Source organism: Gordonia namibiensis NBRC 108229 (assembly GCF_000298235.1).
Classification (GTDB): domain Bacteria; phylum Actinomycetota; class Actinomycetes; order Mycobacteriales; family Mycobacteriaceae; genus Gordonia; species Gordonia namibiensis.
Genome location: NZ_BAHE01000006.1, coordinates 191,490 through 212,850, shown reverse-complemented (window position 1 = coordinate 212,850; position 21,361 = coordinate 191,490). Strand labels below are relative to the sequence as shown.

Here is a 21,361-nt window from a genome sequence, read left to right as displayed (position 1 = left end):
GGCCGTTAGCGTTGTGGGCGTGATCGAACCCCAGGGCCCGCTGCCACCCGAGATCTACTGGCGACGACGCGTCGTCGCCGGGGGTGGCGCGCTGGTCGTGGTGGGGTTGGTCGTGGCTCTCATCGTCTGGATGACGTCCGGTGGGGACGCGCCGCAGAACACCGCGGCGACCTCGTCGGTTCCCAGCAGTGCGGCGCCGTTGTCTGAGTCGGCGCCCCCGTCGTCCGAGCCGCCCGCCGCCGGCAACGCCGGTGCAGGTGGTGGTCCGGGCGGCAATGCTCCCGCCGGTGCGGGAGCCCCGGGTGGAGCGTCCGCGTCGGCGTCACCCCCGGAATCGGCAAGCCCCGCAGGCGTGCCCGGTGGCCCTGCAGGCCCCAACCTGTGCCCGGATCAGGCGATCTCGGTGGTCCTCTACACCGACAAGCCGACGTACACGGTCGGTCAGCAGCCGGTGTTCACGATCGTCACCACGAACGCCGGCTTGTCCGACTGCACCCGCGACGTGGGCAAGGCCGCCCAGAACGTGATCGTGCGGACGCTCGACGGGTCGCGCACGCTGTGGTCGGCGCGGGATTGTTCGCCGATCGACACCGTGAACAACGTGGTCCTCAAGCCCGCACAGCAGGTCAAGGACACGATCACCTGGTCGGGCACCACGAGCAGCCCCGGCTGTGAGCGCCCGCGGACCCAGGTCCCTGCCGGTTCCTACTCGGCGATCGGCAAGATCGGTGAGCGCGAGTCGTTCCCGATCACCTTCAACGTGGTCGCGCCGGCGCAGGAACCCTGATCGCCGTAGAACCTGATCGCCGTAGAACCTGATCGCCGTAGAACCTGATCGTCTGGAGCCCCGATTCGTCGGGGCTCTAGTCGTATCGCTCGATGCTGGTCTCCGCGAGCCGCGACAGGCCCTCGCGGATGTGCCGCGCCCAGATGCTGCCGATGCCCTCCACCGCCTGCAGGTCGGCGGAGGTGCTGGCGAGCAGCGCCTGCAGGGTGCCGAAGCTGCGGACCAAGCGGTCCACGTGCGCGAACTGCAGACGTGAGATACGTGCGAGCAGGCGGTAGCCGCGCGGACTCATGGCGTTGTCCTGGGCGTCGATCGTCGTCGGGTAGCCGAACGCGCCGGCGAGCTGGGTGAGGTCGAGGAGGTCGGCGTCGCTGAGTCCCTCGATCACCTCGAGCGCCTGCCGCACGTCCTCGGCGGTGGCCGGTTCGGGGCTGGCGTAGTAGTCGCGGACGAGGAGTTCACGCATCGTGTCGTTGTCGCTGATGAGCTCCTCGAGCTGCAGGCTCACCTGCCGGCCGTTGGTGCCCAGTTCGAGGACGTACTCCTCGATCTCCACCGACACCCGGCGCACCATCTCCATGCGCTGTGCGGTCGACATGGCGTCGCGCAGCAGCACGTAGTCCTCGATCTCGGCGCGCGACAGTGCCGCGATGACCTCGTCCAGGCGTGCCTTGTAGCGCTCCAGAGTCGCCAGGGCGACGTTCGCGCGCGACAGGATGGGGTCGGGGCTCTCGACGACGCGACGAGCGCCGTCGACGTAGACGCTGACGATCGACATCGAGGCACTGACCGAGATGACCGGATGGCCGGTCTGGATCGCGGTGCGCTCGGCGTTGCGGTGCCGGGTGCCCGATTCCTCGGTGGGGATCGACGGGTCCGGCACGAGCTGGACGTTGGCGCGCACGATGCGCTTGCCGTCGGTGGACAGGACCACCGCACCGTCCATCTTGGCGAGCTCGCGCAGCCGCGTGGGGGCGAACTCGACGTCGAGGTGGAAACCGCCGTCGCAGATCTTCTCGACGTCGGAGTCGTGCCCGAGCACGATCAGGGCGCCGGTACCGCCGCGCAGGATCCGCTCGAGGCCGTCGCGCAGCGGGGTGCCCGGCGCGACGCGCGCCAACGTCTCACGCGTGAGCTCGGACTTCACCACTTCGGCAACCATGTCTCCCCTTCGGCCCGGGACATCCCCGGGCGGACGACGCCCGTCGAAGCAGGTCGTCACAACGGTGACTAGGGTACCGGGATGTGAAGAGCAGCAGTTTTGTGGTGCCCGAGGAGCTCGACGTGCTGGAGCGCCACCCGAAGACCTCCGCACCTGGCGAACTCATGCGCCCGCACAACATGGTGTGCTTCGGTTGCGGGCCGGAATCCCCCCACGGCCTACACCTCCAGATCTATGCGGGCGAGGGTTTCAGCGTCGACGCGGAGATGCCCGTCGAGCACTGGATGGAGGGCGGGCCCGGCGTGATCCACGGCGGCATCCTGTCCAGCGCGTTCGACGACGTCATGGGTATGACGCCGCGGCTGATCGGCCCGGCGGCGGTGACCGTGCACCTCCAGGTCGATTTCATGCAGCCCATCCCGGTGGGCAGGACGCTGCACCTACATGCCGAGATCCTCGGCAAGCAGCGACGCAAGATCTACGTCGAAGGTGTTGCGCACCTCGGTGATCCGGAGCGCCCGGTGGCCCGAGCGAACGGATTGTTCGTCCAGATCGACGTCCGGGAGCACTTCGCCGACCACATCGAGAACAGCGCGAAGGCGGCGGAGTACCTGGGCGGCAAACCGCAGCTCTGACGCGGGCTCAGAACGGCGCGTCCACCGGGTCGGAGTCGCGAAGGTGGACGGCGTCGCCGAGATCGGCGACCCGGAGGATGCGAATCCCCTTCGGCAGTTCCTCGTCGGTGGCCGCCGGGATGATCGCCTCGCGGAAGCCGAGTCGCTTGGCCTCGGCCAGGCGTCGTGCGACCGCCGAGACCCGGCGGATCTCGCCGCCGAGCCCGACCTCGCCGATGACGACGGTCGACTGGGGGACCGGCCGCTGGGTGAGGGTCGAATAGACCGAGAGCGCGATGGCGAGGTCGGCGGCGGGTTCGGTCACGCGCATCCCGCCGACCGTCGACAGGTAGACCTCCGACTTGCCCAGCTCCTTGCGGCCGGCGCGCGCCTGCAGGACGGCGAGGACCATCGCCACCCGGTTGAAGTCGAGACCGGACACGGCACGACGGGGGTTGGACATCTCGGTCCCGTTGGCCAGCGCCTGGACCTCGCCGACGAGCGCCCGTTTGCCGTCCATCGTCACCATCGTGACGCTGCCGCTGACATCCGAATTCCGTTGGTGCAAGAAGATTCCCGACGGATCGGGTACCTGGTGGATGCCGTCGTCGCGCTGTTCGAAACAGCCCACCTCGTCGGCGGCGCCGAAACGGTTCTTCACGCCCCGGACCATCCGCAGCGTGGAATGCTTGTCGCCTTCGAAGGCGAGGACGACGTCGACGAGGTGCTCGAGCGAGCGAGGGCCCGCGACAGCGCCTTCCTTGGTCACGTGGCCGACGAGGATCACCGCGATGCCCCGGTTCTTGGCCAGCGAGACCAGCGCGGTGGTGACGGCGCGGATCTGGGTCACGCCGCCGGTGACGCCGTCGGCGCCGGACGCGACCACGGTCTGCACCGAGTCGATGATCATCAGTGACGGTCGCACGGTGTCGACGTGGCCGAGAATGGTCGCGAGATCGGTCTCTGCGGCCAGGTAGACGTTGGGGTGCACCGCGCCGGTGCGTTCGGCGCGCATGCGTACCTGGCCGGCCGATTCCTCGCCGGTGATGTACAGCGCGACGCGATCCTTGGCCGCCCAGTGCTTGACGGTCTCGAGGAGCAGAGTCGACTTGCCGACGCCGGGCTCGCCGGCGAGCAGGATGACCGATCCCGGGACGACGCCGCGCCCGAGGACACGGTCGAGTTCGCCGATGCCCGTCGGCACCGCTGCCGACGACTCCGCATCGACCTCCGTGATACGCAGGGCCGGGCTCGACGGTGCCACCGCGGCGGTGGTCCGGGAGGACGTGGGTGCGCCGGCGACCTCGTCGATCGATCCCCATTCACCGCATTCGGGGCAGCGTCCGACCCATTTGGCGACCTGATGGCCGCATCCGGTGCAGCGATACGACGATTTGGGTTTTGCCACCCGGTCAGCCTATGCGGGTGTACTGACAGAACAGACGAGGCCCGGCGGTTGCCAGGCCTCGTCTGCGTGTCTCGAAGGGAGGGGTCAGTGCCCGCCGCCCTCTTCGTGTCCGGCTTCGGAGGCGCCGCCCTCGGACTCGCCGTGGTCGCCCTCGCCGTGGTGCTGGTTGTAGAACGTCGGCTCCGCGTTGCGGGCGACGTCCTGACGCTCGAGATCGGCACCGGCGTCGACCGGGGTCTGCACGGTGGTCTCACCGGCCGGGACCCACGAGCCGTTGCTCTCGCGCTTCTCGAAGACGAAGGTCAAATCGGTGGTCAGACCGGCGGCGACGGTGTCGCCCGCGCCGGTCAGTTCGGCGGTGACCGTCTTCTCGCTGTCGCGGACGGAACCGACGGGCGTACCGCTGCTGAGGGCCTGCCCCGGCGCGATGACGCGAGCCGCGGAGTCACTGCCCTCGACGAACTCGACCGAACCCTTCTCGGGCTTGATCTCCTTCAGCCGGTAGTAGGCGGTCTGGTCGGCGTTGGCGACGACGAACGCGAGCTCGAAGGGGCCGCCGTTGCCGAAGACGGTCGGTGCGTCCTTCTCCGGGTAGAGGATCTGCACGTCCCGCAGCTGCAGCGCGTCGATGTTGACGTTGGCGCCGTTGACCGCGGGCAGCTGGTTGGCGGTCTGCGAGATCTGCCCCGCACCGCAACCGGTGGTGCCCAGGGCAACGGCGATGCCGATCGTGGCTGCTGCGGTGGCCAGACGAGATGGCCGAACCGCCGACCGCCGTGCGGATAGTGGAAGCACTGACACCCGATCCTCCCAGGTCAAACGAAGTCGAATTGCAGCGCGCGAAACCCTGCACTACGCAGCGTAGTGGGCGCCGTCCGGAAAAGTCCGCCCGGGTGCCCGATTCGTGTCTGCGAGGGCATGTTCCGGGCGTCGGAGGAGGGGCCTCGGAGGGCCTCGTCCGAGTGGTGTTGCGTGACGCCGAACACGCTGCTACGGCACCCCCCGTCACCTCGGAAGAGGCGGCACTGGAACCGGTTCACCGCGTTGACCTGCACCGTTGGGTGGGGCCCTCGGAACGCCCGTGCTAGACTGGGTTCACTCGAAAGGGGCAAGGAACATTGAATTTCAAAGTTGGCGACACCGTCGTTTACCCCCATCACGGTGCTGCTCGGGTCGAAGACATCGTTACCCGGACCATCAAGGGTGAGCAGATCGAATACCTTGTTCTCAAGGTTGCCGACGGTGACATGACCGTTCAGATTCCCTCGACGAAGTTGGAATACGTGGGCGTCCGCGACGTGGTCGGGCAAGAGGGTCTCGACCAGGTATTCCAGGTGCTGCGGGCCCCGCACACCGAAGAGCCGACCAACTGGGCGCGGCGATTCAAGGCAAACCAGGAGAAGCTCATCTCCGGCGACATCATCAAGGTCGCCGAGATCGTGCGCGACCTCTGGCGTCGCGAGCAGGATCGTGGACTCTCGGCCGGAGAGAAGCGCATGCTGACCCGGGCCCGCCGGGTCCTCGTGGACGAACTGTCACTCGCGCAGAACACCGATGACGAGAAGGCCACCATCATCCTGGACGAGGTCCTCGCGGCCGCTTCCTGACATCGGTTCGTACCTGATCAGGTAGAACATTGACCACTTCGCCGGAGGATTCCGGCGCAGAAGTCTGCGTCATCATCCCGGCCGCCGGGTCGGGAACCCGACTCGGCGAGCCGGTTCCGAAGGCGTTCGTCGACCTCGGTGGCGCAACGATCATCGAGCGCTGCGTCGACAACATCCCCGATTCGCTCGGGGCATCGATCGTCGTCGTGGTGCCGGCCGACCTCGTGGAGCGCGCTCGAGAGCTGCTCCCCGGGGTCGTCGTCGTGTCCGGCGGTGCTCACCGATCGGATTCGGTGCGTGCCGGAATCGCCGCGGCCGGCACCGCCCGGATCCTGCTCGTGCACGACGCGGCACGACCCCTGACGCCCGCTCACGTGTTCACGAGCGTGGTCGAGGCGGTCGCCGCCGGCCACCCTGCCGTGGTCCCCGGTGTGCCGGTCGTCGACACCCTCAAACAGGTCACCTCGGATGCGAGCGGACTCGAACTCGTCGCCCGAACCGTCGACCGAGAAGAACTCCGCGCGGTACAGACCCCGCAGGGCTTCACCCGCGACGCCCTGCTGCGCGCGCATACCGACGATTCCGGTCTCGCAACCGACGACGCCGGCCTCGCCGAACGCTGCGGAATCCCCGTCCACATCGTCCCGGGAGACCCTCTCGCCATGAAGATCACCACACCGTGGGACCTCCGCATCATCCGCGACGTCGTCGGTGAGACCGCGGCCGACGCCGAGGCCCGGTCATGAGGGTCGGGATCGGCACCGACGCGCATCGCGTCGACCCGTCCGCCGACTGCTGGATGGTCGGCCTGCACTTTCCCGACGAGCCCGGTTGCGAGGGTCACTCCGACGGTGACGTCGGCGCACACGCCCTGTGCGACGCGGTGCTCTCCGCCGCCGGGCTCGGCGATGTCGGTTCGGTGTTCGGCACCGGGCGACCCGAGTGGGAAGGCGTCTCGGGCGTCGCGATGCTCACCCATGTGGCGGAGTTGATCGCCGCCGAGGGACTCCGCGTCGCGAACGCCGCCGTGCAGGTCATCGGCAACCGACCCAAGATCGGACCCCGCCGCGCCGAGGCACAGGAAGTGCTGTCGGCGGCGGTCGGCGGACCCGTCTCCGTGTCGGCGACCACCACCGACGGTCTGGGTATGACCGGACGCGGCGAGGGGATCGCGGCGGTCGCCACCGCCCTGCTCGACGAGGCCTGAGGCGCCGTTCGACGACGCCCCGCCTCAGCGCGAGGCAGCGGCCAGCAGGATGTCGCAGGCACGGTCGACGGCCTGGGCCGGCGGGGTGAGTTCCGTACCCAGGCGTGCGGCCGCGGCCGCCACCGCCGGATCGGTGAGCGGATCGAGATCGGATGGTCCGAAGCGAGCCAGCTTGTTGCCGGAACCGGCGCCCTTGCGTCGAAGCGCCGCGGCCCAAATCGGTTGATCCGCACTGAGCCAGGCGATCACCGACGGGATGCCCGCGCGGGTCGCCGCTGCCGTGGTCCCGGCGCCGCCGTGGTGAACGGCGCCGCGGCATTGTGGGAGCAGGGCCTCGTGGTCGACCGGCTGGGTGAGGTGTAGGAGCCGATCATGCTGGGGGAGTTCGTGATCGGTGTGTCCGATGACCCGCAGGCCGCGGTCGAGAAGTGAGCTCACGATGCCTCCGATCTGCTCGGCGGTGATCTTCATGCTGCCGAAGCCGACGTAGACGGGCGCCTCGTCGCTGGTCGCCCATTCGACCGCACGGGAGGTCGCGTTGTCGCCGTTCGACAGTGCGGCACGAGTGTCCTTGTCCGGCAACAGGAATCCCACGAGTGGTCGCTGCGGACCCCAGTCGTTCTCGAGTCCGGGGAACAGGGCGGCGTCGTAGGCCTGGATCTCGGGGACGCCACGCTTCCGAAGTCGGCGTCCCAGAGGGCCTTTCACCGGTGGGAGACCGAGTTCGGTGCGCAGCCGCCGGTCGGCACCGCGCAGCGTGAGCCAGTAGGTCTGGTCGGCGAGGTGCCACATCGCGCGCGACACCGGACGTGGGTATTCGCGGTAGCGGACATCGAGGCTGGCGTTCGGACGCAGCGGACAGTAGTGCAGCGGAACGAATCCGATGCCACGACTCTGTGCGATGGCGTCGGCCCGGTCCTGCGCCAGTGGGCCGGTCACGAGCAGATCGGAGACGTCGGCGAGTTCGGCCATGACCCGCTCGGAGGTCGCGCGACCGTGGCCGGCGACCTCCCCCAACGCCTTGAGTCGTACGCGCGGGTTCTTGGACTTCAGGCGTTCCTTGACCAGTGGACTGGCCAGCAGCTCCGCCGTCGACGGAGCCAGCATCTGCGTGGGCAACCCGGATGCCGCGGTCAGTTCGACGAGATCCTCGGGCACGGCGAGCCGGACCTCGTGGCCGCGCCGCGCGAGTTCGGTGCCGATCGCCACCGCGGGCTGGACGTCTCCCCGGCTGCCGTGGACGGTGAACGCGATCCTCATGTGCCCCAGCCGTTCCCGTGCAGGCCCCACGCTTCGAGTTCGGCGGTGACCAGGTCTCGCAAGGTGGCCGCGTCGGGGATGCGCACCGGGTCCAGCGAACTCACGCTGAACATGACGTCGTCGGCGCCGAGTGCGAGCCAGCCGCTGATCCCGCCCTTGCGGTCACGCAGATTGCGGGGGTCGTCGGTCGCGGTGACGGCTCGGATGGAAAGTGCGGCGGGTTCGCCGGTGCCCAGGGTCGCGAACTCGTCGGGCACCGGTCCGACATTGGAGGCGAGGCACAGCGGCGTGGTGACGTTGGCGGCCAGGCGTCGGGTCAGGGATGCGTTCAGCGCCTGCAACACGACTGCCCGCTGGGCCACCTTGCCCGAGTTGGCGGCCAACCGGTTGTAGGCGTCCTTGCATGCCGACCGGACGGCGGACAGATCCTCGTAGCGGTCGGCGGAGACCGCGACGAAAGCGGTGGCGCCCGACGTCGCGTTGGCGCGGCGGTCGTCGGGCGTGCGCGACGAGACGGGCAGCGACACCGGGACGATGTCGCCGGGCGAGACCCGGCCGCACCGCTCCAGTACACCCACCATGAGTGCCGCGAACAGGCTGTTGTCGGTGCCGCCCCGAGATTCGGCCGCGGACCTGAAGTCGGCGACCGGGATCAGGACGGTCACGTTCGGTGCGATCTCGGCGGCGGCGACGTCGGTGTCCGGTGCGGGCCGGCCGGTCACCCGCGCGGGCGAGGCGGGCGGTCCGGACCTACTGGCCCGCGCCATCCGGATCGCGGTCTTCCCCGCGGTCCAGAGGAGGTCGGCGGCGTCGACGACATTCGACACCAGGCCCGGGGCGGTGCCGGGCGTGTAGTCCAGCCCGTGGACGGCTTCGAGGACCGCGACCGCGCCCGTCCCGCCGTCGGCGATGACATGGGAGATGACCAGGGACACGAGCACCGCGGCGTCGTCAGCGGTCCGTGCGACGACGAGCCGCCACGCCGGGCCGTTCTCGATGTCGAGGTCGGCGTCGGCTTGGGCCCGTCCCCACCGCTCTTCCTCGCCGACCGGGACCGGCTCGGTCTGTACGGAGAAGTGACCCGCGTCGGGGGTGTACCGCCAATGGGCGCGCCCCGGACCCCGGTGGGTGGCGACGAGCCGACTCAGGCGACCGCGCCGCAGTTTGTCCGCCAGCGAGGTGAAGGCGTCGACGTCGACCGTGCCGGGGAAGCGCCACAGCGTCTGGTTCACGACGGGGAGGCCGAGGATCACATCCATGCGGACGAAGAGATCGTCGTCGGCGGTGAGCCGGTCGACGGCCGACTCGGACACGCCGGGCGAGTGTCCGACCAGGGACCCGAAGTTCATGACCGCACCTGCCGTTCGTCGAGAGTGATTCTTTGCACACACCTCGGTGAGGTGGGACCGCGGCCGGAGCCCGTTGTGATGTGCCCTGTGTCACATAGGAATTCCATTGTGAGGTCCTCCCGGAAGGTCATCTGTGGGTACGGGTCGCCGGTCCGATCTGACTGGACCGCCGGACCGGTGCGGGCTGGGTGCCGGCGGCGGCTCGGACCGACGAGCGTGTGCAAGCTGCGGATTCGGTGATCGTGATCGATCGCGGTCGCCGCGAACCGGGTTCGGTCGCGTCGAGACGTGCAAACCATACCCGAGCGGCCGGTGGTGGCCGATGACTCGGGCGATGGAGGCGGACGGCGGCCGGGGACGCCCCGAAACCGCCGATATCATGGATCTTTAAGGGTTGCCTTGCTGACGCGCAATTCGTACGCCGAACTATCCAATCGGATGAATTCGGGTTACTGTCGTGACCAATGTGGACCGGCCCCGGCTATCCGGGAGACCGGCGGATCTGGTCACTTGACTGCCAATCTCGAATTCGGAGGACGCGACGATATGACGGGTGCTGCCCGCCGGAACACGTATCGCCGTGTCGGAACGCGTGCAAGAGGTGTGCTCGCGACCGTGGCGTGTGCGGCGATCGCAATCTCCGGCCTTGCCGGGACCGAGTCGGCTGGTAGCGCGAGCGCGGTGCCGGGCGGGTCGGTCATCGAGCGAGTGGTGCCCGAGGGGCCGAATCTGCATGCCGTGTACGTGCACTCCGCGTCCATGGGCAAGACCATCAAGGTCCAGGTCCTGACCCCGCGCACCGACACCGGCCCGCGGCCGTCCCTGTACCTGTTGGGTGGCCTCAACGAACAGGATCCGAACAACAGCGTCTGGAAGCTGAAGACGGATCTCGGCGGTTTCTATGCCGACAAGAACGTCAATGTGGTCATGCCCATCGCGGGTGACGGCAGCTTCTACACGGACTGGCAGCGCGACGATCCGAGGCTCGGCCGCTACAAGTGGGAGACGTTCCTGACCCGTGAACTGCCGCCGCTGATCGACACGCAGTTCTCCGGGAACGGTGCGCGGGGTGTCGCGGGACTCTCGATGGGTGCTGGTGCGGCGCTCGTTCTGGCCGCCCGTAATCCGGGCTTCTACGATGCGGTGGCCGCGTACAGCGGATGCTTCACCACGACGGGACCGGCCGGCCAGGCCTATCCTCGCGGTATCGTCGCCGCGTTCGGCGGTGACGCCAACAATATGTGGGGCGCGCCGAACGACCCGGATTGGGCTGCGCACGATGTGCTCGCCCACGCGGGGAATCTCCGCGGCTCCGCCGTCTACGTCTCCACCGGGACGGGTCGCTCCGGAAAATACGATGCTCCCGGCTACCCGGGCAACGAGAACCCCACGGACCGTCAGATCGTCGGTGGCGCGATCGAGGTCGGCTCGATGTGGTGCACCCAGCAGCTGCAGACCAGACTCGCCGCTGCCGGTGTCCCGGCCACCATCCGCTACGTCGACCCGGGCACACATTCGTGGCCGTACTGGATCGACCAGCAGCGGGAGTCATGGCCCACGCTCCGACGCGGATTGGGGTTGTGAGCATGGCGAGACAACCAGGGGCACAGCAGTTCTCAGCGTCGAGGACGCGTGCCCGGGTCGATTTCGATCGACAACACCGCTAGCGCAACGCAGCGCCGAGGCCTCAGGGGAGGGGCCGGACAAAGACCATCAATCGGGGGCCGACACGTGTCTCAGCACTGGAGGTTTCGATGGAATACACCGAACTGAATGATTATGCGATGCCCGGCGGCACGGTGACCGCGTGGGAGCCGGCGGTCGAGGCATCGGAATGGCAGACGGACTCGCGGCAGCTGTCGTACATGCATCTCGAGCACGCCCGACGCGCGGTTCGCGAGAGCGACGACTGGTACAGCCAGTGGATCGGGACGGCGTTCCGCATTCAGCGTCCGCTCGACCGGGAAGCATTCTCGCGCACGCTCGTCGCGTGGTACCGCCGGCACGAGGCGTTCCGGACCTCGGTCCGTGTCCACGACGCCGGACACCCGCAGGGCGACCTGACCCGCATCACCGTCGCCGCCGACGCGATATCGGTGCGCGAGCGGGCCTTCGGAGCGGATCTGGAACCCGCCGAGGTCTCCGAACTCGTCACCGAGTACTTCAACACCACCGTCACCCCGCTGGCGTGGCCGCACTGCATCGCGGTGACGGTCGAGACGCCCGGCGACGACGCGGGCTTCCTCGTCGTGTTCGCCGCCGACCACACGGTGATGGACGCCTACACCCAGGTGTTCGCGATCCGCGAGCTGACCGCGCTGTACCTCGCCGAACTCACCGGCGATCCGCACGGCCTCGCCGCCTTCGGCAGCTACCTGGACTTCAGCGACGCCGAGCGCCGCCTCGGTGAGCAGATCGACGCCAACAACGCCGCCGTCAGCCAGTGGCGCGCCTTCTTCGACGACACCACCACCGCTGTTCAGCCGGAGCCGATCCCGCGCTTCCCGCAGTTCGCCGTTCCCGACGACGCGCCGCGCACGATCACTGCGCAGCGGGTCCCGGACGAGGGCTTCCAGACGACGCTGTCGCACTGGCTGCTCGATCCCGCCGAGACCAAGCGGTTCGACGCGATCTGCAAGGCGGCCGGGTCGTCGATGACCGCCGGCATCTACACCGCGCTGTCGATGACGTCGGCCGCCCTGACCGGCTCCGCGGATCTGCGTTTCATCAGTCCGGTCCACACCCGCAACTCGATCGAGTGGGGTGAGGCCGTGGGCTGGTTCGTCGGCATCATCCCGGTGGCCGTGCGCCCGGGCCGGCCGCTGAAGTTCACCGACGCGCTGACCGCCGTCGGGGCCACCTCGGCCCAGTACAAGGACGTGGGCGGCGCCCCGTTCGCGCCGGTCGCCGAGCTCATCGGCGGGGACGTCACGCCGCCGGGGTTCGTGGTGTCCTACATCGACCTCCGCCACGCCGAGGGGGCGGCGGAATGGGAGCCGCGCGCGGCACGCGTGCTGCGCAGTGCGACGCGCGACGCCGACGAGGTCTACTTCTGGATCAACCGCATCCCCACCGGGGTCAACGTCTCCGCGCGTTTCCCGGCCGAGGACGCGCCCGCGGTCGAGACCTTCCTGTCCGTCTTCCATGCGATCCTCGAGCAGATCGTCACCGACGGCGATTGCGAGTACACCTACCGCACTGCGGAATTGGTTGCCGGAGGGTCGCCGGTCGTAGCGGACCGCTGATGTCGGTCACCCTGCAGTCCTCTCGCGTGTCACCCGGGTTCGGTATCCCCGGGTCGCTGACCGTTCGCCTTCGACCCCACCTGCGTGGTGGGCGGATCGTCGAATGGGAACTCGGCGACCCGGCAGGCGTCGCCCGGGCTGCACGACGATGGGGTGACGGGGTGTCGTTTCTGCAGTCCGACCATCTGGCGACCATGGCGGACAAGCGATCCGACGGTCAGCCACACCATGGCTTTCTGCTCGCCGCCGCACGCTTCGACGGTCCCCTCGACGAGACGGCGATGAGCGGCGCGCTCACCGCATTCGTCCGGCGACACGAGGAGCAGCGCGCCCACTATCGCAGTGGTGACTCGGGTCCCGAACGATGGGTGGCGCCACCGGAGGCATTCGAGTTCCGTGTCGCCGAGCGCGCCGGGGAGGCGCTGGTCGTCGACGATGCCGATCTGGGCCCATGGGTGGGTCGCCGTGCGTCGGAAACGGCTCGCGCAGAGCTGATCCCGGGTACCTGGTGCGCCGCCGCGGTCGATCCGAACCCCTCTGTCGACGCCTTCACGTTCTTCTTCGCCACCGACCACGCCCACGGTGACGGCTACTCGTCGGCACTTGCACTGTCCGAGATCGTGGCGCTGTACCGAGAGCGGAGTGCCGGCGTACCCGCCGGACTCGGCCCCGCCGGCGCCTTCGGCGACTCGATCACCGCCGAGCGGGCCGCAGCGACGGCCCTCACCTCGGACGACGAGCGGGTGGCCCTCTGGCGGGATGCGTTGTCCACGAACGACGGCCGACCCCCGCGTTGTCCGCTCGAACTGGGACTGACCGACGGCGCGCCGCAGCCGGCGGTCGCGATCGAGCACTGGCTGCTGACCCCCGAGCAGTTGGCGCACTGCGACACCCGGCTGGCCGAGACCGCCGGCGGTTTCGCCGGTCTCCTCTACGCCGCTCTGGCCACGCATCACCGTGAATCCAGCGGTGAGACGAGGTTCTTCGTATCCACTGTGCTCGCGAACCGAGGCGCCGGACATGAGCGGACACAGGGCTGGCTGTGCAACTTTGCGCCGGTCATCGTGGACTCTCCGCAGGGGTCGGGCACCTCGTTCGACGAACTCGTCCGCATCGCGACCGAGAGTGTGCGCGCCGCGCGCCGGGCCGCGTCGGTGCCGGCGCACGGCGTCCTCGGGCTCCTGGCCGGCGAAGGGGTCTTCAAGGGACTCGACGGCAGTCCCTACATGGTTTCCTACACCGATGTTCGCCGCCTCGGGCTCGGCGACGACCCGAATCTGTCGACGATGCAGACCTCCAGCGGAGTCGGCCCGACCCGCAACGCCAATCTGTGGTTCACGCGCTCCGAGGCCGGACTCGTCGTGCGCTCGCATGTGCCCGACAACGCGGTGGCGCGCAACTCGATACTCGGCCTGATCGAGCGGATCGAGTCGATCGTGACCGACTACGCCGCAAGCGCCCCCGCGCCCGAACCGACCCCCGACGCCCCGACCCCCGACACCCCGACCCCCGACACCCCGTCCGCCGACCCCCGCCGATCGACAAGGAGTGTGCGATGAAGCTCTCGAGTTCCGAATCGTGGGAGGTCGAGCCGGGTGAACTGGTGTGCTGGCGCGCCGTGCCGGGTGGTGCCGCCGCGCGGTCGAGCGCGCCGGTGTCGGAGAACGAGCGATTCCACCTGGCGTCGCTCGCCTCGGGACAGCCGGGCTGGATGGCGCTGACCCTCGACTTCCCCGAACAGATCGACGCCGACGTGCTCGGCGAGGTGGTCGCCACGGTCATCGCCCGCCATGACGCGCTGCGCAGTCACTACGTACAGGCCGAGGACGGGGTCACCCGATTGGTGCACCCCGGCGTCGACGTCAAGGAGGAGCACCGCGAGACCGCTGAGGGGCTCTCCTCGCAGGAGTTCGCCGTGAAGCTCATCGAGTCCATCAGCGCGACCTGTAATCCCTTCGAACCGATGCCGCATTTCCTGGCGGCGGTCACGCGCCCCGGCGGGACGACACTCATCTGCGCCTTCGACCACTGCTACGTCGACGCCCGCTCGTTGGCGGTCGTGTCGACCGAGATCTGTGAACTGCTCGCCGGACGGGAACTCGAGCCGGCGGAGTCGGGGCTCGCAGCCCTGAGCGTCGTCGCCGAGGGGGAGGCGTCGGTGACCGCCGACGATCCCCGCCTGGGCGCCTGGGGACAGTTCCTCGCCGCGACCGGCTGGACGGTGCCCGAGTTCCCGCTCGACCTCGGCGTCGCCGTGGGCGACAGCCTGCCCGTGCACACGATGGTCCGGACGCTGCTCTCCGGCGACGACGCCGCGACCTTCAGCTCGACGGTCCACCGTCGCGGTGCCCGCACCTATCCGGCCGTCCTCACCTGTGCGGCGATGGCCGTCAATGCGGCCGGCGGACCCGACGAGATCGCGACCGTGGTGCCCACCGGTGCCGGGGCGGGACCGGGTTGCGTGAGCTGGTCGGTGGGCAACGCCCCGCTGCGGATCAGCGCGACCGGCGACCTGTACGCCGCCATGCACCGGAACACCCGGCGACTCTCGGCCGCGCTCCCGTTGGCCGAGATCGGGTTGACGCCGGTGTACGCGGCCTTCGGGGATCGACTGCGCCCCGGTCGCAGCGACGTCTTCATGATGTCCTACGTCGACTACACGCGGCTGCCCATGGCGCGCGGGGACGTCGACGTGCGCCAGATCTCGAGCCAGAAGCCGACCGACACCGCGCAGTGGTGGTTCTGGCGTGATCGTGACGGCATCCATGTCCGCGTGCGCCATCCGCACACCGAACGGGCCGTCGCGGTTCTCGGGGACACGCTCGACACGATGCAGGCGCTTGTCGACTCGGTCATCGACCCGGTCCTCGCCGCCGACGCGGGCTGATGACATTTCGACTTCCGAACGTGGCTCGTCCGCGCGCTCGCGTGGTCGGTGGCCCGATCGTGGTCCGGTAGGATGGCCGGTCGTGACCCTGCGCCTTTATGACACCAGCTCCCGAGAGGTGCGCGACTTCGTGCCGCTGCGCCCAGGCCAGGCATCGGTGTACCTCTGTGGCGCAACTGTGCAGGGTGTTCCCCATATCGGCCACGTCCGCAGCGGCATCGCCTTCGACATCCTCCGCCGCTGGTTGAGCCATCAGGGCCTCGACGTGCTGTTCGTCCGCAACGTCACCGACATCGACGACAAGATCCTCCGCAAGGCCGCCGACGCCGGGCGCCCCTGGTGGGAGTGGGCAGCCACCCACGAGCGCGCCTTCGACGACGCCTACCGCGCCCTCGGCGTCCTGCCGCCGTCCGCGGAACCGCGCGCGACCGGTTTCGTGACCCAGATGGTCGAGTACATGGAGCGGCTGATCGAGCGCGGCCACGCCTACGTCGCCGACGGCAACGTGTACTTCGACGTCCGCAGCCTGCCCGACTACGGCGCGCTGTCGGGACACAAACTCGACGACGTGCACCAGGGCGAGAGCGCGGGCACCGGCAAGCGCGACCACCGCGACTTCACGCTGTGGAAGGCGGCCAAGCCCGACGAGCCGTCGTGGCCGACACCGTGGGGTCCCGGTCGCCCGGGCTGGCACCTCGAGTGCTCGGCGATGGCCACCAGCCTTCTGGGTTCGGAGTTCGACATCCACTGCGGCGGGATGGATCTGGTGTTCCCGCACCATGAGAACGAGATCGCCCAGGCGCACGGCGCGGGGGACCCGTTCGCGCGCTACTGGCTGCACAACGGCTGGGTCACCATGGGTGGCGAGAAGATGAGCAAGTCGCTCGGCAACGTGGTGTCGATCCCCGCGATGCTGCAGCGCGTCCGTGCCGTCGAACTGCGGTACTACCTCGGCAGCGCGCACTACCGGTCGATGCTGGAGTACTCGCCCGGTGCGCTCACCGAGGCTGCCGCCGGCTACCGGCGGGTGGAGTCGTTCGTCGAACGTGTCGCCGCCCGCGTCGGTGAAGTGGTGATCGGCGACATCGATCCCGAGTTCGGTGCCGCACTCGACGACGATCTCGGTGTCCCCGCGGCTCTCGCGGTGGTGCACAACGTCGTCCGGCAGGGCAACACCGCACTCGAGTCGGGTGACGGGGCGGCCGCTCTCGCCGCCGCGTCGTCGGTGCGGGGCATGATGGGAATCCTCGGCGTCGACCCGCTCGACGACCAGTGGGCAGGTACGGCCGACGACTCGGCCGCGACCTCCGCGCTGGACGTGCTGGTGCGCGCCGAATTGCAACGACGCGCGGACGCGCGTTCCGCCAAGGACTGGGCGACCGCGGACGCGGTCCGAGACCGCCTGGCCGAGGCCGGCATCGAGGTGACCGACACCCCTGATGGTGCACAGTGGGCATTGAAGGGTGAGGCGTGATGGCAGGAAATTCCAAGCGTAAGGGTGCGATCCGCAAGTCGGGCACCAAGAAGGGGCAGGTCGTCGGGTCCGGCGGCCAGCGTCGTCGTGGACTAGAGGCCCGCGGCGCCACCCCGAAGGCGGTCGACCGGCCGTACCACCCCGCGCACAAGAAGGCCAAGGCTGCGGCGAAGTCGGGCACCGGACGCAGTGGCGGCGGCGCGTCGCGAGCGAAGGACGAGGGGCCCGAGTACGTCCTCGGCCGCAACCCCGTGGTCGAGTGCCTGCGTGCAGGCGTGCCCGCGACGGCGCTCTACATCGCCACCAACTCCGAGCCGGACGAGCGCGTCGCCGAGGCGGTCAAGATCGCCGGCGATCAGGCGATCTCCATTCTCGAGGTCGGCAAGCCGGAGCTGGATCGGTTGTCCACCAACGGAATGCATCAGGGCATCGCCCTGCAGGTGCCGGAATACCGGTACACCCATCCGGACGATCTGATGGCCGACGCCAAGGCCAGCGGCACCCCGCCGCTGCTGGTGGCCCTCGACAACATCACCGACCCGCGCAACCTCGGTGCGGTGATCCGCTCGGTGGCCGCCTTCGGCGGGCACGGGGTGGTGATCCCGGCACGTCGCAGCGCGAGTGTGACCGCGGTGGCCTGGCGGACCAGTGCCGGCGCCGCCGCGCGTCTCCCCGTCGCGCGCGCCACCAACCTCACCCGGACCCTCAAGGACTGGGCGGACTCCGGTGCCCAGCTCGTGGGCCTGGACGCCGGCGGCGACGTCACGCTCGACGACTACGACGGCACCGGCCCGACCGTGATCGTCGTGGGGTCGGAGGGTAAGGGACTGTCGCGACTCGTGCGCGAGAGCTGTGACTCGATCCTCTCCATCCCGATGGCCGGTGACGTCGAGTCCCTCAACGCGTCGGTGGCGGCGGGCGTCGTGCTTGCCGAATTCGCACGTCAGCGACGTCGGTAGCGGCCGACAAGCCTCAGGCCCGGTTGCGCGCGACCTCGACGCCGGCACGGCTCAGCGCCTCGCGGACCGCGCGGGCGTGGTCGACCGCGCCCGGGGTGTCGCCGTGCAGGCAGATCGAATCCGCAGCGACGGTGATCACCGAGCCGTCGATGGCCGTGAGCCGCCCGCTGGTGGTCATCTCGACGACGCGGCGGGCGATCTCTGCGCTGTCGGACAGAACCGCGCCCTGCTCGGTGCGGGGGACCAGGGTGCCGGCCGGGGTGTAGGCGCGGTCGGCGAAGGCCTCGGTGATGACCGCGAGTCCGGCACGTTCGGCGCGGGCGAGGACCTCCGAGTCCGGTAGGCCCATCACCGCGAGGTCGGGGTTCACGTCGCGCACCGCGGTCACGACCGCGTCGGCCTGCTGTTCGTGGTGGACGACCGTGTTGTACAGCGCGCCATGGGGTTTCACGTAGGAGACCGTTCCGCCGACGGAGCGGGCGAGGGCGTCGAGGGCGCCGATCTGATACACGAGGTCGGCGATCAGGTCCGGCGTCGACATCTCCATGAACCGGCGGCCGAACCCGGCGCGGTCGGGGTAGGAGACCTGGGCGCCGATCCGTACACCGGCGGCGACGGCCGCCCGGCACGTGGCCAGCAGGTCGGCGGGCGTCCCCGCGTGGAAGCCGCAGGCGACGTTGGCGCTGGTGACGATGGTCAGCATCGTCTCGTCATCGCCGACCCCTTCGCCGAGATCGGCGTTGAGATCGATACGAGGAGCGTGCGCCGGGTCGGTGGTGGCCCTGTCGGGGGTCATGGCCACATCCTAGTTCTGCTGCAGGGTGGACAGACGAAACGGGCGATTCGTCTACGGTGGGGACATGGCACTGCTCGACACCAAGGTCACCACGGTCAACGGCGTCGTCGGTGGCGCCCGGGGGAAGCGGCTTCGCCGCGGCACAATCAGCTGGCGGGGCATCCCGTTCGCCGCGCCCCCGGTGGCCCACCGGCGCTTCCGCGCTCCCGAACCGGTCCACGACTGGCCCGGCGTCCGGGACTGCACCAAGCCCGCCAAAGCCGCCATCCAGGAGAAGCGGTTCACCGCGGTCGCGCCGGGCAAGTTCGCCCCGATGGCCGAGGACTGCCTGACCCTCAACGTGTTCTCGCCCGAGGTGGAATCGAGCAGGCCGCGCCCGGTGATGGTCTTCATCCACGGCGGCGCCTTCATCCTCGGCACCGCCGCGACGCCGCTCTACGACGGCGCCTTCCTGGCCCGCGCCCAGGACGTCGTCGTGGTGACGATCCAATACCGCTTCGGGCCGTTCGGCTTCCTCGACCTCTCGCAATTCGCCACGGACGACCGGCCGTTCGACACCAACGCCGGTCTGCGCGACCAGATCGCCGCGCTGCGCTGGGTGCAGGACAACATCGCCGCGTTCGGCGGCGACCCCGACAACGTGACCGTCTTCGGCGAGAGCGCCGGCGGGTCGTCGGTGCTCGCCCTGCTGTCCGCGCCGGAGGCCTCCGGCCTCTTCCACCACGCCATCGCGCAGAGCCCGGCTCCCGAACTCGTGGTCGAGCACGACGCGGCGACCGTCTACGCCGACGAGTTCGTCCGGATCCTGCGCGACCCGCAGCGCCGGAACACCTCGATGGAACGCACCGAGGACCCCATCGACCCGGCCGAGGCGCAGCGCCTCCTCACCACGCCCAATCCTGCGCTGCTGCTCGAGGCCGGCAACCGGTTGATGCGGTTCGCGACCAAGTCGTCCGGCGGGGCGATCCCGTTCGCACCGGTCGTCGACGGTGATGTGCTGCCGCGCTCGCCGCTGGCCGCGGCGGCCGAGGGCCTGACGGTGCCGGTGCCGCTGGTCATCGGGAGCAACAAGGACGAGGGCAAGCTCTTCGCGAAACTCTGGAACGTGCTGCCCGACTCCGAACGCATGCTGATGCGGGTGGAGGACGAGGAGGTCCGCCGCGAGATCGCCTCCCAGTACGGCAACGGCGACCGCGACCGCATCCGGCTGGCCGGCGACTCGATCTTCTGGGCGCCGATGACCGCCTTTGCCGACGGGCACAGCAAGGTCGCGCCGACCTACGTCTACCGCTACGACTACCGGACGAAGGTGCTGGACGCGACGGGCTTCGGCGCGACGCATGCGACGGAACTGTTCACCGTGTTCGGCGCCTACCGGGCGCCGATGGGGGCAGGACTCGCCATCGCCGACTGGCCGGGCACTCGCCGCGTCACCGAGAACGTGCAGGGGCGCTGGGGTGCTTTCGCCCGTACCGGCGACCCCGGTCTGGGCTGGCCGGTCTACACCACCGACGAGCGGAAGGTCCTGGTCATCAACGACCCGGACCGTGTCGTCGCCGATCCCGACACCCTGCGTCGTCAAGCCTGGTACCGGGTGCACGCACCCTCCGGGGCCTGACCGCCCGTCCGGTCCGTCAGCCCGGTAGCCAGTCGGTCGGTGGATCGGCGGCGAGGAACGACAGCGCGAGCGGGTTGAACAGCTCGGGCGCCTCCACCGGCAGGATGTGCGTCCCGGGCAGCACCGCGAACCGGGCATTCGGCAGCGTACGGACGATGTCCAGTGCGTGCTCCATCCGGACCAGGCCGCGGTCGGCGATCACCACCAGCGTCGGCGTGCGGACCTCGCTGAACCCGGCGACCGCATAGTCGGGTTCGGTGGACAGCATCCGGATGGTCTTGTCGTAGACCACCGAGAAGTGTTCGGGCCCATCGGGAGACGTCGTGTCGTGATGGGTGCGCAGGTAGTCGACGGTGGTCGGGTTGCGATCCAGCAGGAGGTCGACGGACTGATCGAGTTGGCGCCCACCGCGGTTCAGGTAGCCGCCCACGTACACGATCCGGTTGACGAGATCGGGCCGGTTCCGGGCGACGACGAGGGCGATGGCCGCACCGTCGGCCCAGCCGACGATGTTCGCCGGCCGCCCGACGACCGTCTCGAGGTAGGCGATGGTGCGCTCGACGATCGAGTCGCAGGTGAAGTCTCCGTCGACGTCGGGACTGTGGCCGTGGCCGGGTCGTTCCGGCAGGTACAGGCGCAGGCCGGCGTCGAGGAAGTCGGGGACCTGGGCACCCCAGGACGCGGCGGACGCGAAGATGCCGTGCAACAGCACCGTCGGAATCCCCTGAGCGTCGCCGGCCGAGAAATGCCAGAGCGTTGTCCCGGCGACGTCCACGTACGTTCCGCCGTCGACCTCGTCGCCGACGTGAACTGTGCGCATGGGCGTTCCTCGGGTTGGCGTGGCTCCTTCGCCCCGCCATGGTTGCAGACTTCGTCGCGGCGCGGGGATACGTTTGGTATTCGACACCGTCGATTTACTGGTCGGATATGGACCCGGCGGGGGTATGGGATAGGTTGATCGACGGGGCGGTGGGATCTGGCCGGGGGG

The 21,361-nt window shown here is 69.4% G+C and carries 19 protein-coding genes; 12 read left to right on the top strand and 7 right to left on the bottom strand.

Annotated elements, in window-relative coordinates; genetic code table 11:
- Window positions 1–19 precede the first annotated feature (19 nt).
- Window positions 20–787: a hypothetical protein gene (locus tag GONAM_RS03240; RefSeq protein WP_006865343.1), complete on the top strand. Its 768-nt coding sequence runs from the start codon at window positions 20–22 to the stop codon at window positions 785–787.
- A gap of 76 nt (window positions 788–863) precedes the next feature.
- Here the strand turns inward: GONAM_RS03240 and disA are convergent, their stop codons facing one another.
- Window positions 864–1,949 carry a DNA integrity scanning diadenylate cyclase DisA gene (disA, locus tag GONAM_RS03235; RefSeq protein WP_006865342.1) on the bottom strand — a complete coding sequence of 362 codons (1,086 nt, stop codon included), beginning with the start codon at window positions 1,947–1,949 and terminating at the stop codon, window positions 864–866.
- A gap of 104 nt (window positions 1,950–2,053) precedes the next feature.
- On the opposite strand from disA, the gene GONAM_RS03230 reads away from it, so the two are divergent.
- On the top strand, window positions 2,054–2,584 hold the full coding sequence (locus GONAM_RS03230; RefSeq protein WP_006865341.1) for a PaaI family thioesterase: 531 nt from the start codon (window positions 2,054–2,056) through the stop codon (window positions 2,582–2,584).
- A 7-nt stretch (window positions 2,585–2,591) separates the two neighbouring features.
- Here GONAM_RS03230 and radA read toward each other — a convergent pair whose 3' ends face one another.
- Both radA and GONAM_RS03220 read right to left on the bottom strand, forming a co-directional pair.
- The gene (radA, locus tag GONAM_RS03225) at window positions 2,592–3,971 is read right to left on the bottom strand and encodes a DNA repair protein RadA (protein ID WP_006865340.1); all 1,380 of its coding nucleotides are present in this window, start codon (window positions 3,969–3,971) and stop codon (window positions 2,592–2,594) included.
- Window positions 3,972–4,055: 84 nt separating this feature from the next.
- Entirely contained in the window at window positions 4,056–4,766 is a 711-nt protein-coding gene (locus GONAM_RS03220) for a copper chaperone PCu(A)C domain-containing protein (protein ID WP_006865339.1), read from the bottom strand.
- A gap of 323 nt (window positions 4,767–5,089) precedes the next feature.
- Here GONAM_RS03220 and GONAM_RS03215 point away from each other — a divergent pair, with 323 nt between their 5' ends.
- From GONAM_RS03215 to ispF, 3 genes are read left to right on the top strand one after another with little or no spacing between them, the layout of a single operon-like run.
- Window positions 5,090–5,578 (top strand): CarD family transcriptional regulator, encoded by a 489-nt coding sequence (locus tag GONAM_RS03215; protein WP_006358497.1) that lies wholly within the window; start codon window positions 5,090–5,092, stop codon window positions 5,576–5,578.
- Between the two features lie 29 nt (window positions 5,579–5,607).
- A complete protein-coding gene (ispD, locus tag GONAM_RS03210; RefSeq protein WP_006865338.1) occupies window positions 5,608–6,324 on the top strand; it encodes a 2-C-methyl-D-erythritol 4-phosphate cytidylyltransferase in 717 nt (238 codons plus the stop codon).
- Window positions 6,321–6,785, top strand: a complete 465-nt coding sequence (gene ispF / locus GONAM_RS03205; RefSeq protein WP_006865337.1) for a 2-C-methyl-D-erythritol 2,4-cyclodiphosphate synthase — start codon at window positions 6,321–6,323, stop codon at window positions 6,783–6,785. The genes ispD and ispF overlap by 4 nt, the downstream gene beginning before the upstream one ends.
- 24 nt (window positions 6,786–6,809) lie before the next feature.
- Here ispF and GONAM_RS03200 read toward each other — a convergent pair whose 3' ends face one another.
- Together GONAM_RS03200 and GONAM_RS03195 are read right to left on the bottom strand one after the other, a co-directional pair.
- Window positions 6,810–8,045: a nucleotide disphospho-sugar-binding domain-containing protein gene (locus GONAM_RS03200; RefSeq protein ID WP_006865336.1), complete on the bottom strand. Its 1,236-nt coding sequence runs from the start codon at window positions 8,043–8,045 to the stop codon at window positions 6,810–6,812.
- Window positions 8,042–9,394 (bottom strand): condensation domain-containing protein, encoded by a 1,353-nt coding sequence (locus GONAM_RS03195; protein ID WP_006865335.1) that lies wholly within the window; start codon window positions 9,392–9,394, stop codon window positions 8,042–8,044. The genes GONAM_RS03200 and GONAM_RS03195 overlap by 4 nt, the downstream gene beginning before the upstream one ends.
- Before the next feature lie 546 nt (window positions 9,395–9,940).
- Between GONAM_RS03195 and GONAM_RS03190 the strand changes: the two genes are divergently transcribed.
- The 6 genes from GONAM_RS03190 (at window position 9,941) to rlmB (ending at window position 17,959) form a co-directional block, all read left to right on the top strand.
- Window positions 9,941–10,978: an alpha/beta hydrolase gene (locus GONAM_RS03190; RefSeq protein WP_040535210.1), complete on the top strand. Its 1,038-nt coding sequence runs from the start codon at window positions 9,941–9,943 to the stop codon at window positions 10,976–10,978.
- A gap of 170 nt (window positions 10,979–11,148) precedes the next feature.
- Entirely contained in the window at window positions 11,149–12,639 is a 1,491-nt protein-coding gene (locus GONAM_RS03185; RefSeq protein WP_006865333.1) for a condensation domain-containing protein, read from the top strand.
- On the top strand, window positions 12,639–14,198 hold the full coding sequence (locus tag GONAM_RS03180; protein ID WP_006865332.1) for a condensation domain-containing protein: 1,560 nt from the start codon (window positions 12,639–12,641) through the stop codon (window positions 14,196–14,198). The genes GONAM_RS03185 and GONAM_RS03180 overlap by 1 nt, the downstream gene beginning before the upstream one ends.
- Entirely contained in the window at window positions 14,195–15,526 is a 1,332-nt protein-coding gene (locus GONAM_RS03175) for a condensation protein (protein WP_006865331.1), read from the top strand. The genes GONAM_RS03180 and GONAM_RS03175 overlap by 4 nt, the downstream gene beginning before the upstream one ends.
- Window positions 15,527–15,608: 82 nt before the next feature.
- A complete protein-coding gene (gene cysS / locus GONAM_RS03170; protein ID WP_006865330.1) occupies window positions 15,609–17,000 on the top strand; it encodes a cysteine--tRNA ligase in 1,392 nt (463 codons plus the stop codon).
- Window positions 17,000–17,959 carry a 23S rRNA (guanosine(2251)-2'-O)-methyltransferase RlmB gene (gene rlmB, locus GONAM_RS03165; RefSeq protein ID WP_006865329.1) on the top strand — a complete coding sequence of 320 codons (960 nt, stop codon included), beginning with the start codon at window positions 17,000–17,002 and terminating at the stop codon, window positions 17,957–17,959. Before cysS ends, rlmB begins: the two co-directional genes overlap by 1 nt.
- 13 nt (window positions 17,960–17,972) lie before the next feature.
- On the opposite strand, the gene GONAM_RS03160 is transcribed toward rlmB, so the two are convergent.
- Window positions 17,973–18,755, bottom strand: a complete 783-nt coding sequence (locus tag GONAM_RS03160; protein ID WP_006865328.1) for a LamB/YcsF family protein — start codon at window positions 18,753–18,755, stop codon at window positions 17,973–17,975.
- Between the two features lie 64 nt (window positions 18,756–18,819).
- Between GONAM_RS03160 and GONAM_RS03155 the strand changes: the two genes are divergently transcribed.
- Window positions 18,820–20,373 (top strand): carboxylesterase/lipase family protein, encoded by a 1,554-nt coding sequence (locus tag GONAM_RS03155; RefSeq protein WP_006865327.1) that lies wholly within the window; start codon window positions 18,820–18,822, stop codon window positions 20,371–20,373.
- Between the two features lie 16 nt (window positions 20,374–20,389).
- Here the strand turns inward: GONAM_RS03155 and GONAM_RS03150 are convergent, their stop codons facing one another.
- Window positions 20,390–21,193 (bottom strand): alpha/beta fold hydrolase, encoded by an 804-nt coding sequence (locus tag GONAM_RS03150; RefSeq protein ID WP_006865326.1) that lies wholly within the window; start codon window positions 21,191–21,193, stop codon window positions 20,390–20,392.
- Window positions 21,194–21,361 lie beyond the last annotated feature (168 nt).